Source organism: Saccharopolyspora karakumensis (genome assembly GCF_004349225.1).
Lineage (GTDB): Bacteria > Actinomycetota > Actinomycetes > Mycobacteriales > Pseudonocardiaceae > Saccharopolyspora > Saccharopolyspora endophytica.
Genome location: NZ_SMLA01000026.1, coordinates 1 through 14,125 on the forward strand (window position 1 = coordinate 1; position 14,125 = coordinate 14,125).

At 70.1% G+C, this 14,125-nt stretch carries 12 protein-coding genes; 3 read left to right on the forward strand and 9 right to left on the reverse strand.

What is annotated here, in order from left to right:
* The 3 genes from E1202_RS17495 to E1202_RS17505 all read right to left on the reverse strand — a co-directional run.
* On the reverse strand, positions 1 to 237 hold a 237-nt coding region (locus tag E1202_RS17495), incomplete at its 3' end, for a methylmalonyl-CoA mutase family protein (protein WP_235878578.1).
* Entirely contained in the window at positions 234 to 2,102 is a 1,869-nt protein-coding gene (gene mutA / locus E1202_RS17500) for a methylmalonyl-CoA mutase small subunit (protein WP_132684229.1), read from the reverse strand. The genes E1202_RS17495 and mutA, both read right to left, overlap by 4 nt.
* Positions 2,103 to 2,430: 328 nt before the next feature.
* Positions 2,431 to 2,628: a hypothetical protein gene (locus E1202_RS17505; RefSeq protein ID WP_132679406.1), complete on the reverse strand. Its 198-nt coding sequence runs from the start codon at positions 2,626 to 2,628 to the stop codon at positions 2,431 to 2,433.
* Between the two features lie 152 nt (positions 2,629 to 2,780).
* Between E1202_RS17505 and E1202_RS17510 the strand changes: the two genes are divergently transcribed.
* The 3 genes from E1202_RS17510 (at position 2,781) to E1202_RS17520 (ending at position 6,500) form a co-directional block, all read left to right on the forward strand.
* Entirely contained in the window at positions 2,781 to 5,291 is a 2,511-nt protein-coding gene (locus E1202_RS17510; protein WP_132684230.1) for a DEAD/DEAH box helicase, read from the forward strand.
* A gap of 71 nt (positions 5,292 to 5,362) precedes the next feature.
* Complete coding sequence (locus E1202_RS17515) at positions 5,363 to 5,776, forward strand: universal stress protein (RefSeq protein ID WP_132684231.1); 414 nt, start codon at positions 5,363 to 5,365, stop codon at positions 5,774 to 5,776.
* Positions 5,777 to 5,915: 139 nt separating this feature from the next.
* Positions 5,916 to 6,500, forward strand: a complete 585-nt coding sequence (locus tag E1202_RS17520; protein WP_132684232.1) for a DUF1349 domain-containing protein — start codon at positions 5,916 to 5,918, stop codon at positions 6,498 to 6,500.
* 10 nt (positions 6,501 to 6,510) lie between these two features.
* Here E1202_RS17520 and E1202_RS17525 read toward each other — a convergent pair whose 3' ends face one another.
* The 6 genes from E1202_RS17525 to E1202_RS17550 form a co-directional block, all read right to left on the reverse strand.
* Positions 6,511 to 6,846: a YnfA family protein gene (locus E1202_RS17525; RefSeq protein ID WP_132684233.1), complete on the reverse strand. Its 336-nt coding sequence runs from the start codon at positions 6,844 to 6,846 to the stop codon at positions 6,511 to 6,513.
* A 5-nt stretch (positions 6,847 to 6,851) separates the two neighbouring features.
* The gene (locus tag E1202_RS17530) at positions 6,852 to 7,559 is read right to left on the reverse strand and encodes a copper homeostasis protein CutC (RefSeq protein WP_132684234.1); all 708 of its coding nucleotides are present in this window, start codon (positions 7,557 to 7,559) and stop codon (positions 6,852 to 6,854) included.
* Entirely contained in the window at positions 7,556 to 9,253 is a 1,698-nt protein-coding gene (locus tag E1202_RS17535) for a formate--tetrahydrofolate ligase (RefSeq protein ID WP_132684235.1), read from the reverse strand. Before E1202_RS17535 ends, E1202_RS17530 begins: the two co-directional genes overlap by 4 nt.
* Before the next feature lie 25 nt (positions 9,254 to 9,278).
* The gene (locus E1202_RS17540) at positions 9,279 to 10,115 is read right to left on the reverse strand and encodes a methylenetetrahydrofolate reductase (RefSeq protein ID WP_132684236.1); all 837 of its coding nucleotides are present in this window, start codon (positions 10,113 to 10,115) and stop codon (positions 9,279 to 9,281) included.
* A gap of 10 nt (positions 10,116 to 10,125) precedes the next feature.
* Positions 10,126 to 11,319, reverse strand: a complete 1,194-nt coding sequence (locus E1202_RS17545; protein ID WP_132684237.1) for a glycine cleavage T C-terminal barrel domain-containing protein — start codon at positions 11,317 to 11,319, stop codon at positions 10,126 to 10,128.
* Between the two features lie 211 nt (positions 11,320 to 11,530).
* Entirely contained in the window at positions 11,531 to 13,975 is a 2,445-nt protein-coding gene (locus tag E1202_RS17550; RefSeq protein WP_132684238.1) for a GcvT family protein, read from the reverse strand.
* Positions 13,976 to 14,125 lie beyond the last annotated feature (150 nt).

Sequence of the window (14,125 nt, forward strand, 5' to 3'; positions counted from 1 at the left end):
CGTCGGGTACGGCCCGCGCAGGAACGGCGCCAGCCCCGGGTAGGTCGACAGGAAGTCCAGACCGTCCACATCGGATTCGGTGTAGAGCGGCTGGACGTCGATGCCCTCCGGCGCCTCCCACGCCAACGCGTCGGACTCCTTGCCGGTGGCCGCCAGCACCTCCGACCGCCAGCGGTCCTCGTCCGCGCCGGACGGGGCGTCCAGCGGGACGTCGGCGAAGTTCGGGATCTGCGTCATCGTCGGACTCCCAACTCGGCGTGCACGGCGTCTAGGACGGTCAGCGCGTCGCAACCGGCGTGGACGTAGCCGTCGACGCCGTCGACGTCGCTCGGTTTCCCGGCCAGCAGAACGGTTTTCGCACCGGCCTGCCGAAGCGCCTGCGCGGTCTCGGCGGCGCGCTCGGCGTAGATCTTGTCGCTGGAGCACAGGCACACCACCGGGGCGCCCGAGTAGGCGGCCAGCACCGCGTCGGTCGTGTCGGTCGCACCCGCTTCGGTGGATTCCAGGCCGCCCGCGGCGAACAGGTTGCGGGCGAACGAGGCCCGCGCGTTGTGCGCCGCCAGCGACCCCAGGGTCGCGAGGAACACCGCAGGTCGCTCACCGGTCTCGGCCATCCGGGTGTCGGCGGCGTCGCGCAGGGCCTCGAAGTCTTCGGCGTAGCGGTGCACCGGCAGGCCGCCGGCGGGCTGCTCCGGGGCGGGGGTGCGCTCCAACGGGGCCTCGTGCAGGTTCGGGTACTCGGTGACCCCGGTGATGGCGTCGCTGCGACGCGCGATCGCCTCGCGGCGGTTCTGCCAGGTGTCCTCGATCTCCTCGGCCACCAGCCCGGACCGCAGCGCCTCCGGCATGCCGCCAGCGGCTTCGATGCGCTGGAACCACGACCACGCGTTGCGGGCGAGCTCGTCGGTCAGCGATTCGACGTACCAGGAGCCGCCCGCCGGGTCGATGACCTGCGCGAGGTGGGACTCGTCCAGCAGCAGCGCCTGGGTGTTGCGGGCGATGCGGCGAGCGAAGTCGTCCGGCAGGCCGATGGCGGCGTCGAAGGGCAGCGTGGTGACCGATCGGGCGCCGCCGACTCCGGCGGCGAAGGTGGCGATCGTGCCGCGCAGCATGTTCACCCACGGGTCGCGGCGGGTGAGCATCGCCTGCGAGGTCACCGCGTGCTGCACCTGCGCCCGCGCCTGCTCGCTGACGCCGCAGGAGCGGGTGACCTGCTCCCACAGGCGGCGGGCGGCGCGCAGCTTGGCGATGGTCAGGAACTGATCGGCGGTGGCGGCGTAGCGGAACTCCAGCTGACCGGCCGCGGTGTCGACGTCCATGCCCGCCTCGGTCAGCCACCGCAGGTAGGTCACCCCGGACGCCAGCGAGCAGCCCAGCTCCTCGGCGTCGGAACCGCCCGCGTCGTGGAACGGCAGCGCATCCACGGTCAGTGCTGTGAGCTGCGGGAACTCCGCCGCGCAGCGCTGGGCGAGGTCCACGGCGGCGTCGCGGTCACCGGCCTGGCCGGTGCGCGCCTGCACCCCGAGCGGGTCGGCGCCGAGGGTGCCGCGCAGCTCGCCGGAGGGCACGCCCTGCTCGGCCGCCAGGGTGAGGAACGCCTTCGCGGCGGCGGCGAAATCCGCGCCCGCGTCCAGCGTCACGCCGATCATGTCCAGGTGCACGCCGCCCAGCGCGTCCGCCAGGTCGTCGATCGCGATCCCGGCCGCGCCCAGGCGCAGCCAGAGGGAGGAGACGCCGTTGTAGAGGTCGGCCAGGACCTCGCGGTTGGTCTCGGCGGCGTCGGGGTGCTCGTGGCGCTGGCGCACGTCCCAGCCCTCGGCGACACCGCCCTGCGGCCGGCTGCCGCGCACGAACGGCGCCAGCCCGGGAAGTCCCGGATCGGTGGGCGCGGACGTGTAGAGCGGGCGCACCCGGATGCCGTCGTGGGTCGTCGAGTCCAGCACGTCCTCGACCGGACCGGCAGGCGGCTCGTCGCCGACCAGACCGGATCGTTCCAGCACCTTGTGGACCTGGGCTTGCCACTGCTCGCGGGTCGGCTCCGGGAACTCCGCAGCCAGCGGGAGCTCCGGCCGGCCGCCGCTCGTCGTCGAGTGCGCCACCATACGGAGGATGGTAAGCCGCCAATTCGGATGTGAAACCGATCAAATCTGTGACGCGTGTCTCTGAATGGTAAACGGCGTTCACTTTTGCTGGTGACGGCGGTTCGCGGACAACTGCTCAGTGGTCGTCGTGCTTGGCGGTGCGGGTAGCGGAACCTCAGACGCCTTCTGGCTCCGGGATCCGAGGCTGATGTATGCCCATGCACGACACGTCGGCTGTCCTCCCCAGAAGACGTCTGAGAACCCGCGGCGGTGTCGGTTGCTCGGGTGGGGCACTGAGGAAGCGACTGCGTCGCTTGCCTGACGGTGGGGCGGTTGCACTTCTTCGCAGCTACGGCTGGGTGCCGCAGAGGTGGTAGACCCAGCCGTGTTCCGGGGTGTAGTGGAGTTCGTACTGGGTTTCGATCTTCGGGCCGTCGTGCAGGTGGATGTGCTTGAGCAGGCGGCCGGCGACTGCTTCGTGGTCGCGCAGGTCCTGGACTCTGCCGTCCAGCGGCCCGCCGACGAAGCGCACGTTGCGGGTCGACATGGCGCCCTCCTCTCGCACGACACCGAGGCCATCTCCCATGGTCGCTGATCACCGGGGTCTTCCACCAGCAACGACACCGGGCCGGAGGAAGGGTCGTGCCTGGCCACCCCGGGTGACCAGCGCTGGGGGTGGCCAGGGACGATGGGGGGACGATGAAGCTCACCGACCAGCTCCCAGCGCTCACCGCCGGCGATCCCGATCCCGATGCCCAGTTCGAGGCGTTCGTCGAATGGACGATCTCACTGGGCATCGAGCTCTACCCGGCGCAGGAAGAAGCGCTGATGGAGGTCGTGACCGGCGCGAACGTGATCCTGTCGACGCCCACCGGGTCGGGTAAGAGCATGGTGGCCACCGGCGCGCACTTCGCGGCCCTGGCCACCGGCAAGCGCAGCTTCTACACCGCGCCGATCAAGGCGCTGGTCTCGGAGAAGTTCTTCAGCCTCGTCGACGTCTTCGGCGCGGAGAACGTCGGCATGATGACCGGCGACTCCAGCGTCAACGCCGACGCGCCCATCATCTGCTGCACCGCGGAGATCCTGGCCAACATCGCGTTGCGCGACGGCGCGGACGCCGACGTTGACCAGGTCGTGATGGACGAGTTCCACTTCTACGCCGAGCCCGATCGCGGCTGGGCCTGGCAGGTGCCGCTGCTGGAGCTGCCGCGGGCCCAGTTCGTGCTCATGTCGGCCACGCTCGGCGACGTCAGCTCCTTCGAGGAGGACTTGACCCGCCGCACCGGCCGCACCACGGCGGTGGTCACCTCCGCCGAGCGGCCCATCCCGCTGAACTTCCGCTACGCCAAGACGCCGCTGCACGAGACCATCGAGGAACTGCTCGCGGGTCAGCAGGCCCCGGTCTACGTCGTGTACTTCAACCAGGCCTCCGCCCTGGAACAGGCGCAGGCGCTGATGAGCGTCAAGGTCGCCTCCCGCGAGCAGCGCGACGCCATCGCCGAGGCGATCGGCGACTTCCGGTTCACCGCGGGCTTCGGCAAGACGCTGTCGCGGCTGGTCAGGCACGGCATCGGCGTGCACCACGCCGGGATGCTGCCCAAGTACCGGCGCCTGGTGGAGCAGCTCGCGCAGGCCGGGCTGCTCAAGGTCATCTGCGGCACCGACACGCTCGGCGTGGGCATCAACGTGCCGATCCGCACCGTGCTCATCACCGGCCTGACCAAGTACGACGGGATCCGCACCCGGCACCTCAAGGCGCGCGAGTTCCACCAGATCGCCGGTCGCGCCGGTCGCGCCGGTTACGACACCGCCGGCTTCGTCGTGGTGCAGGCGCCGGAGCACGAGATCGAGAACGAGCGGGCGCTGGCCAAGGCCGGGGACGACCCGAAGAAGAAGCGCAAGTTGGTGCGCAAGAAGGCTCCCGAGGGCTTCGTGTCGTGGAGCGAGAAGACCTTCGAGAAGCTGGTGGAAGCCGAGCCGGAGCCGCTGCGCTCCAGCTTCAACGTCAGCCACTCGATGCTGCTCAACGTCATCAACCGGCCTGGGGACGCCTTCGCGGCGATGCGCCACCTGCTGGAGGACAACCACGAGGACCGGCCGACCCAGCGCAAGCACATCCTGCGGGCCATCGCGATCTACCGGGCGCTGCTGGCCGCCGACGTCGTCGAGCAGCTCGACACCCCCGACTACCAGGGCCGCAGGGTCCGGGTGACGGTGGACCTGCAGTTCGACTTCGCGCTCAACCAGCCGCTGTCGCCGTTCGCGCTGGCCGCCATCGAACTGCTCGGCACCGAGTCGCCGACCTACGCGCTGGACGTGCTCAGCGTCATCGAGTCCACGTTGGACGATCCGCGACAAGTGTTGTCGCAGCAGCAGTTCAAGGCTCGCGGTGAAGCCGTCGCGCAGATGAAGGCCGACGGCATCGAGTACGACGAGCGCATGGAGCTGCTGGAGGAGATCACCCACCCCAAGCCGCTCGACGAGCTCCTCGAAGCCGCCTACGAGACCTACAGCAAGGGGCACCCGTGGGTCGGTGAGCACGAGCTGTCGCCGAAGTCCGTCGCGCGCGACATGTACGAGCGGGCGATGAACTTCGTCGAGTTCGTCAACCACTACGGACTCGCCCGCTCCGAGGGGCTCGTGCTGCGCTACCTCGCCGACGTCTACAAGGCGCTGCGGCACACGGTGCCCGACGACGCCAAGACCGAGGAGCTCACCGACATCATCGAGTGGCTCGGCGAGCTGGTCCGCCAGGTCGACTCCAGCCTCCTCGACGAGTGGGAGAAGCTGCGCCATCCGGGTGAGGACCCCGCCAAGGCGGCACCGGTCGAGCCCGAGCGCGTCACCCGCAACCTGCGCGCCTTCCGGGTGCAGGTCCGCAACGCGCTGTTCCGCCGCGTCGAACTCGCCGCGCTGCGCCGCTACGAGGCGCTCGGCGAACTCGACGCGGACGAGGGCTGGGACGCCGACGCCTGGGCGGACGCGCTGGAGGACTACTTCGACGAGCACGACGAGATCGGCACCGGTCCGGACGCGCGCGGCCCGCGGATGATCATGATCACCGAGGAGTCCGAGCGCTGGCTGGTGCGGCAGATCTTCGCCGACCCGGCCGAGGACCACGACTGGGGCATCAGCGCCGAAGTCGACCTCGCGGCTTCCGACGAAGCCGGGAGCGCGGTCGTCCGCATCACCGACGTCGGCGAGCTCTGACGCGCTGCGGGTCCGCCGGAACCGCCCTACGATCCGGGCGAGATCACGGCAACTCGTGGAGGGGTTTCGTCATGCCGCAGACCGTCGTCGTGGGAGTGGACGGATCTCAGGAATCGGTGCGCGCACTGCGCTGGGCCGCCGACCACGTGCGGCAGGTGGGCGGAATCCTGCACGCGATCACGGTCTGGCACCAGCCCGTCCAGTTCGGCTACCGCCTCCCGTCGACCGACGCGGAACTGGAGAAGCAGGGCAGGCAGGCCCTGGATTCGGCGCTCGCCCAGGTCAAGCCGGACTTCCCGAACCTCGACATCAAGGCCAAGCTGATCCGGGGCCAGGTCACCGACGAGTTCGTCAAGCTGTCCCGCCAGGCCGACCTGCTGGTCGTCGGCAACAAGGGGCACGGCGCGTTCACCGGGATGCTCGTCGGGTCGGTCGCGATGAAGATCGTGCACCACGCGGCCTGCCCGGTCACCGTGGTCCGCTGACCCGACTCCGGGTGGTCATCTGATCACGAGGCGTGCTCACTTCCGCCCCCGGGCGCCCGGTATCCTCCGTTGCCTGACGGTGCGTCGGGGGATTGCGGACCGCCACGGCGGTTGCCTGGACCGAACGGAGCGGTGGGCAATGCAGCAAGCCGAAGATCTCACGCTGTTCGAGCTCAACGGGTGGCAGTGGCTCAACGAACCGGCGAACTGGTTGAGCTACGCCGGGCTGACGGTCACCAGCGACACGGACACGGACTTCTGGCGGACCACGCACTACGGCTTCAACCGCGACACCGGGCACGCCCTGCTGCAACCGGTCGGAGCCCAGTTCCGGATGCGCACCAGGTTCTTCGGGGACTACCGCGAACAGCACGACCAGGCCGGGCTGATGCTGCGCATCGACGAGCGGAACTGGATCAAGGCGGGCATCGAGTACGTCGACGGCGAGCAGTACCTGTCGGCGGTGGTCACCCGCGATCACTCCGACTGGAGCCTGCTGCCGCTGTCGGTGGTCCACGGCGAGGTCGAGTCGGTGACCGTCGAGATCGAGCGCTTCGAGGACGCCGTCCACGTCCGCTACGCCGCCGAGGACGGCGAACCGGTGAACATCCTCCGCATGGCCTACTTCCCGCCGGACGTCCCGGCCCAGGCCGGCCCCATGTGCGCCTCCCCGGACGGCGCGGGCTTCCCGGTCAGGTTCGCAGACCTCACCTTGGCGGAGTGAGCGGCAGGTTTCAGACCGGGCGCGGGGCGTACATGATCACGGCGACGCCGACGAGGCAGATCAGCGCACCGATGATGTCCCAGCGGTCCGGGCGGAAACCGTCGAGCAGAACGCCCCACAGCAGTGAGCCGGCGACGAAGACGCCGCCGTAAGCGGCCAGGATGCGGCCGAAGTTCGCATCCGGTTGCAGCGTGGCGACGAACCCGTAGATCCCGAGGGCGACGACGCCCGCGCCCATCCACAGCAGGCCCTTGTGCTCCCGCACGCCCTGCCACACCAGCCACGCCCCGCCGATCTCGGCGACGGCGGCCAGCACGAACAACACCACGGACCGCACGATTCCCATGCCGGTCACGGTAGCGAGCTGCGATGGGCCGCGGCGATGAGGTCGCGCGTCTCGGACTCGTCGAGGTGGTGGTGGGGGCCGAAGTCGACCTGGCCGCCGGGGGAGGGGACCCGCCTGCGGGGTGCCGCGTGGATCTCGTCGACGCCGGTGGCTTCGGCGATGCGCCGGGCGTTGTGCGAGCGGATGCCGCCGCAGGCGGTGAGGGTGACGCCTGCTCGCGCCAGGCGCCGCAGCACCGGGACGCCGTCCTCGGCGCGGATCGCGCCGCCCGAGGTGAGGATCCGCCGGATGCCCAGTTCAGCGGCCGTGTGGGCGGCCTCGACCGGGTCCGGGCAGACGTCGACGGCCCGGTGCAGGGCGACCGGGACGCCGCCGGCTTCGGCGATGAGCTCGCCGAGAACGGCGGCGTCGAGCCGTCCGTCCTGCCCGAGCGCGCCGACGACGACGCCGGCCGCTCCCGCGGACGCGGCGTGCCGGACGTCGGCGCGCATCGCGGCGACCTCGGAGGGCGAGTAGGCGAACCCGCCCTCCCGAGGCCGGATCAGCACGTGCACCGCGCTGCGGTGGCACCGGTCGAGCACCGCCGACAGCAGGCCGGGTCCGGGCGTGAGCCCGCCCAAGGCCCCGGCCGAGCACAGCTCGATCCGGTCGGCCCCGAGTCGATCCGCCGCCACCGCACCGTCTGCGCTGTCGGTGCTGATCTCGACCTTCACATCAGTCCGGTGATGTTGCCGTCGGCGTCCAGGTCGATCGACTCGGCCTGCGGGTGCGAGCCGAGGCCCGGCATGGTGCGCATGTCCCCGCAGATCGGGTAGACGAATCCCGCGCCGACCGACGCGCGGACTTCGCGGACCGGCAGGGTCCAGCCCGTGGGCGCGCCCAGCAGCGTGGGGTCGGAGCTCAGCGAGAGGTGGGTCTTGGCGATGCAGACCGGGAGATCGCCGTAGCCGTTGGCCTCGTAGCTGTCGATCGACTTGGCCGCCGCCGGTGCGTAGCTGACGCCGTCGGCCCCGTAGACCTTCGTCGCGATGGTCTCGATCTTGGTGCGCAGGTCGGTCTCGTCGGGGTAGAGGACCTGGAAACCGGCCGGTTCCTCGCAGGCCGCGACGACGGCCTCGGCGAGCTCGGTGCCGCCCTTGCCGCCCTCGGTGAAGTGGTTGCTGACCGCCACGTGCGCGCCCTCGGCCTCGGCGACCTGCCGGATCGCCTCGTGCTCGCTGGAGAAGTCGCTCGGGAAGGCGTTGATCGCCACCACCGGGGAGACGCCGTGCAACCGGATGTTGTCGATCTGCTTGCGCAGGTTGTCGGCGCCGGCGAGCACGTCGTCCGGGTTCTCCTCCAGCATCTCCGGCGGCAACGGCTTGCCCGCCACCACCTTGTAGCGACCGGAGTGCGCCTTGAGCGCGCGGACCGTCGCCACCAGCACGGCGGCGTCCGGCTGCAGCCCGGAGGTGCGGCACTTGATGTTGAAGAACCGCTCGGCGCCCATGTCCGCGCCGAAACCCGCCTCGGTGATGAGGTAGTCGGTGCAGCGGCTGCCCACCAGGTCGGCGACGATCGAGGAGTTGCCGTGCGCGATGTTGCCGAACGGCCCGGCGTGCACCAGCACCGGCGTGTTCTCGGTGGTCTGCATGAGGTTCGGCTTGAGCGCGTCGCGCATGATCACCGCCATCGCGCCCGCCGCCTTGAGCTGCTCGGCGGTGATCGGCTCACCGTCGGGCGTGTAGCCGACGACGATGCGACCGAGGCGCTGCCGCAGGTCGGCCAGCGACGTCGACAGCGCCAGCACGGCCATCACCTCGCTGGCCGCGGTGATGTCGAAACCGGTCTGGCGCGGTCCGCCGTCCTGCCTGCCGCCGAGGCCGGAGACGATGTTGCGCAGGTCGCGGTCGTTGACGTCGAGCACCCGGCGCCAGGTGATCCGGTGCGGGTCGATGCCCAGCGCGTTGCCCTTGTGCAGGTGGTTGTCGACCATCGCCGACAGCAGGTTGTGGGCCGCGGTGACCGCGTGCATGTCGCCGGTGAGGTGCAGGTTCAGCGCCTCCATCGGCACGACCTGGCTGTACCCGCCGCCTGCCGCGCCGCCCTTGATGCCGAAGGTCGGGCCCATCGAGGGCTGCCGGACGGCGACCGTGGAGCGCTTGCCGATGTGGTTGAGCGCCTGCCCGAGCCCGACGGTCGTGGTCGTCTTGCCCTCGCCCAGCGGTGTGGGGGTGATGGCCGAGACCACGACGTAGCGGGCGCGCGGCCGGTCGGAGAGCTCGTCGATGGCGTCGAGCGAGATCTTCGCGACGTTGCGCCCGTAGGGCTCCAACAGGTGTTCCCCGATGCCGAGCTGCGCTGCGATGTCGTCCATCGGGCGCAGCTCCGTCGCACGGGAGATGTCCAAATCGGACGGGATGGTCATGCCAGGACCTCCTGCGAGGTGTCGGTTACGCCGGTCGGTCCGCGTAGTCGGACAGCCGAGCCGCCAGATCGTCGCGCCACTGCACCGTCCTGGTGACCTCGTTGAAGGTGAACAGGTGCCAGCCCGCGATCGGCGAATCCGGGTCGCCCAGCTGCGGGGACAACTCGTCGAGCAGCTCCTCCGGCGTGTAGCGTGCCAACATCTTCGAGACCGCGCCGTACTGCTTTCGCAGGAACCGCGTCGACTCACCCAACCCGATCTTCAGCGCGATGCGCAACAGCCGATGGGCGTCCACCACCCCTGGAACACCCACGTGCACGGGCGCCTCCACACCGCGGTTCCGCAGGTCGCGGGCCCAATCGATGATCGTCCTGGGGTCGAACGTGATTTGCGAGACCACGTAGTCGGCGTAGTGAGATTTGTCCGACATGGCCCGAACGGCGCAGTCGTCCGTTATGAACGCGTGCCGTTCGGGGTAACCGGCGATGCCGATGCGCGCCGGCAGCCGTCCCATCCGCTCCATCGCGCGCAGCAGCGCGAGCGAATCGGCGAACTCGCCCAGCGGCTTCGCGGCATCCCCGGCGATCACGAACACCTCGCTCACCCCGGCGGCGTCCAGCCGGTCCAGGACGCCCGTCAGATGCGCGTGGTCGCGGATCGAGCGCGCGGCCAGGTGCGGCACCGCGCGCAGGCCCATCGCGGCCAGCCGCTCGGCGCAGTCGAGGGTCGGCCCGATGCCCTTGGCCGGTGAGGCCGTCACGGTCACCGTGCTGCCGGGGTCGAGCGCCTCCACCCGGGGATTGCCCACCGGCAGCACCTCGTAGCGCATCCGGTCGAGGGATCGCCGCAGTTCAGATTCCATCTCGCCCCCTTCACGCACTCCGCGCCAGGCGCTTGGGGATGTCCTTGGTCGGGTCCAGGAACGGCTTCTCGGACACGACCGCTTGCTGCGGGCCGTGCTGGGTGTGCACGACGAGCTCGGTGCCCGGTTCCTGGTAGGCGATCGGGACCATCGCGTAGCCGATGTTGCCCTCGATGCGCGGGGAGTGGGCGGCGGAGGTGACCTCGCCGATCCGCAGCCCGTGCGGGTCGTGCACCTCGAAGACGTCGATCATCGCGCCGTCGTTGTACGAGCCCACGCTCGGACCGTCGATGCGCACGCCGACGAGCTTGCGGCTCACGCCGTCCTGCTTGATGCGGCGCAACGCGTCCTTGCCCATGAAGTCGGCCTCCTGGTCGAGGTCGACCATCCAGGTCTTCTCGAAGCCGTAGCCGACCTCGAAGGGGTTGGTGTCGGCGGTGATGTCGCAGCCCCACGACAGGATCCCGGCCTCGATCCGCCGGATGTGGCAGGGCCCGATCACGGTGAGGTCGTGCGGCTCGCCTGCTTCCCAGATCGCGTCCCACAGCCGCACGCCGTCGCGGGAGGCGTCGTGCAGGTAGATCTCGTAGCCCAGCTCAGCGGTGTAGCCGGTGCGCGAGACCACCACTCGCATCCCGGCGAGCTCTCGTTCCACCGCGTAGTAATAGGGAATATCCAAAATGGACTCGCCGAACAGCTCCGCCATCACCGCACCGGACTTCGGTCCCTGGACCTGCACCGGGCCGACGTCGGGTTCGCGGATGTCGACGTCCATGCCGAGCCCGTGGGCCAGGGCCTTGGCCCACATCAGCACGTCGCTGTCGGCCAGCGAGAGCCAGAAGTGGTTCTCGCCCAGGCGCAGCAGCACCGGGTCGTTGAGGATGCCGCCGTCGGTGCCGGTGACGAACACGTACTTGCACTGCCCGACCTTGCACTTGGTGAGGTCGCGGGGCACGAGCATGTTGGTGAACTCGAACGCGTCCGGTCCGGTGATCTCGACCTGCCGCTCCACGCCGACGTCCCACAGCGTCACGCCTTCCAGCAGCGCCCAGTACTCGGCGACCGGATCCCCGTAGTGCCTCGGGTGGTAGGTGTGGTTGTAGACGCTGTACATCGCCACCCCGTGACGCCGCGAGGCGTAGAAGAACGGCGATTTCCGGATCCGCGGGTACAGCAGGACCCCGGGGTTCGAGTTGATGCTCATGGTGTTCGCTCCAAGTCTCGGTCACGCGATTTCAGTGGAAGTCGGGTCCCCGATTCCAGTGGAAATCCGGTTCCGGGTTTCAGTGGAAGTTGGGTCTCGGGTTTCAGTGGAAATCCGGGTTCTGGTTTCCGCTGAGATCGGGTGGGTGGTTGTCGGGAGTGGGACGGGATCCTGGTGGGGGACGGGTTGTTCGGGTCCGGTATGGGCTGTTTCAGCAGCGCATGCGGGTCATGTGGGGGTCGTAGACGGGGTCTGGGACGACCGTGGCGGGGTGGGGCTGGTTGAAGTAGGCGACCGTCAGCCGGGTGTCGGGGTGGGCGAGTTCGGCGGGAAGCCAGGCGTAGGCGAGGCTCGCGCCGACCGTGTGGCCGTAGGCGGCGCTGGTGGTGAACCCGACCGGTTCGCCGCCGGCGAGGACCGGTTCGGAACCCATCAGGACCGTGCCGTCGTCGACGCGCAGGCAGCACAGGCGGCGAGCGGGTTCTCCCCGCCGGAGCAGGGCTTCCCGGCCGATGAAGGGACCCTTGTCGGGCTTCACCGCGAAGGCGACGCCGGCTTCCTCCGGGGTGTGCTCGGTCCACATGTCCGCGCCCCAGGCGCGGTAGCCCTTCTCCAGCCGCATGCCGTTGAACGCGCCGCGGCCCGCGGGGAAGACGCCGTGCCCTGCGCCGGCCAGCAGGTCCCACAGGCGTCGGCCGAACTCCGCGGAGGTGTAGAGCTCCCAGCCGAGCTCGCCGACGTAGGACAGCCGCAGCGCCACCACCGGAACCTCGCCGACGTGCAACCGCCGCGCGCGGAAGAACCCGAACGCCTCGTGCGAGACGTCGACGTCGGCCAGCCCGGCCAGCACGTCCCGGGCGCGCGGACCCCACAGCCCGATGCAGCAGGTGCCGCCGGTGATGTCGCGGACCTGCGCGGTCGCGTCGGCGTTGTCGCGCAGCCACGCGATGTCGCGAGGACCGTTGCAGCCGACCTGGAAGTGGTCCCGCTCCAACCGCGCCACGGTGATGTCCGACCGGATGCCGCCCTCGGGGGTGAGCATCAGCGTGTAGGTCACGTAGCCGGGCCGGCGGTCGATCTTGCTGGTGGTGAGCCGGTCCAGCAGCCCGAGCGCGCCGGGCCCGGTGACCTCGGCGCGCGAAAGCGAGGTCATGTCGAACATCGCGACGCCTTCGCGGGTGGCCAGGTGCTCGGCGCCGACGATCGGTGACCAGAACCGGCCCGCCCACTCGCCCGGATGTGCGATCTCCCTGCCCTGCAGCAGCTTCTCGTTGCCGGCGTACCAGTGCGGTCGCTCCCACCCGGAGGCCTCCAGGAAGACCGCTCCGAAATCGCGCTGCCGGTCGTGGAACGGGCTGGTGCGCAACGGCCGCGGCTGCTCGGGCGGCTGCTGCGGGTGGATGATGTCGTAGACCTCGCGGAAGCTCTGCGCGCTGCGCTGCTCCAGGTAGGCGGGGCTGCGGGCGAAGTCGTCGAAGCGCCGCAGGTCGGCCTGCCGCAGGTCGATGTCGGGAGTGCGCCCGGCCAGCCACTGCGCCATCGCCCGGCCGACGCCTCCGGCGTGGGTGATCCACACGGCCTCGGCGACCCAGAAGTTCTCCACGTCGGACCGGCCCAGCACCGGCATCCCGTCGGAGGTGAACAGGAACAGCCCGTTCATGCCCTCGCCGATCTCGGCCTCCCGCAGCGCGGGCAGCATCCGCCGCGCTTCCCGCCAGGGACCGGTGAAGTCCTCCGGCGTGAACGGGTGCACCGAGGCCATGCCCTTCCAGCCGCCGCCTTCGGAAGGTGCTTCGGTGCCGGGCGTGACGGTCGGCGTGAGCTCGTCGGTGCGCACCGGCATCACCCGGTGCCGGTAGGAGCCGATGCCGTAGCGGTCGTGGACCTGGCGGAAGTACATCGACCGGTCCTGGTGGCGCAGGATCGGTTGCGCCACTTCGTTTTCGCCGTCGTCGAGCACCGGCGTGGTCACCGCGTACTGGTGCGCCAGCGGCTGCACCGGGATCGTCACCCCGGCCATCCGGCCGATCTTCGGCCCCCAGATCCCCGCGCAGCACACCACGATGTCCGCGACCACGTCACCGGACGTGGTGTGAACGGTGGTGATCCGGTCGCCGGTGATGTCGAACCCGGTGACCTCGGTCGCGCCTTCGAAGCGCACGCCGAGCCGCTGCGCCTCGCGCATCATCGCCTCGGCCGCGCGCACCGGTTTGGCGATCCCGTCGGTGGCCACGTGCAGCCCGCCGTGGATCAGGTCGGCGTCGATGCCGGGGATGCGCTCGCGCACCGAAGCGGCGTCGAGGAGTTCACCGCCGATGCCCCACGCGGTGGCCAGTCCGAGCTTGCGGTGCAGGTCGTCCCAGCGCTCGGGGGTGGTGGCGACCTCGATGCCGCCGACCTGGTGGAAGCAGGGCGACCCGTCGACCTCCAACGAGGAGTACAGCCGCACGGTGTCGGCGGCGAGCCGGCTCAGCGTTTCCGAGGCGTTGGTCTGGAAGACCAGGCCCGGCGCGTGCGAGCTCGAACCGCCGGTCGCGGGGAGCGGCCCCTGGTCGATCACCAGGACATCGGTGATCCCCTGGCGCGCCAGGTGGTAGGCGGTGCTGCACCCGACGATGCCCGCCCCGACGAGCATGATGTGGACGCTCGAAACCATGGCTGCCGCCTTGTTGCGTCTACGACAACTACCTGCGCATACCGCAACAGTGCGCTCGGGAAAAGGGGCGCGTCAAGAGTCCGTCGAGATGAATTTTCAGCCGTGGATCTTGTTGTGGGGCAACGGGAAGCACCGTCCCCCTTTCGTGAA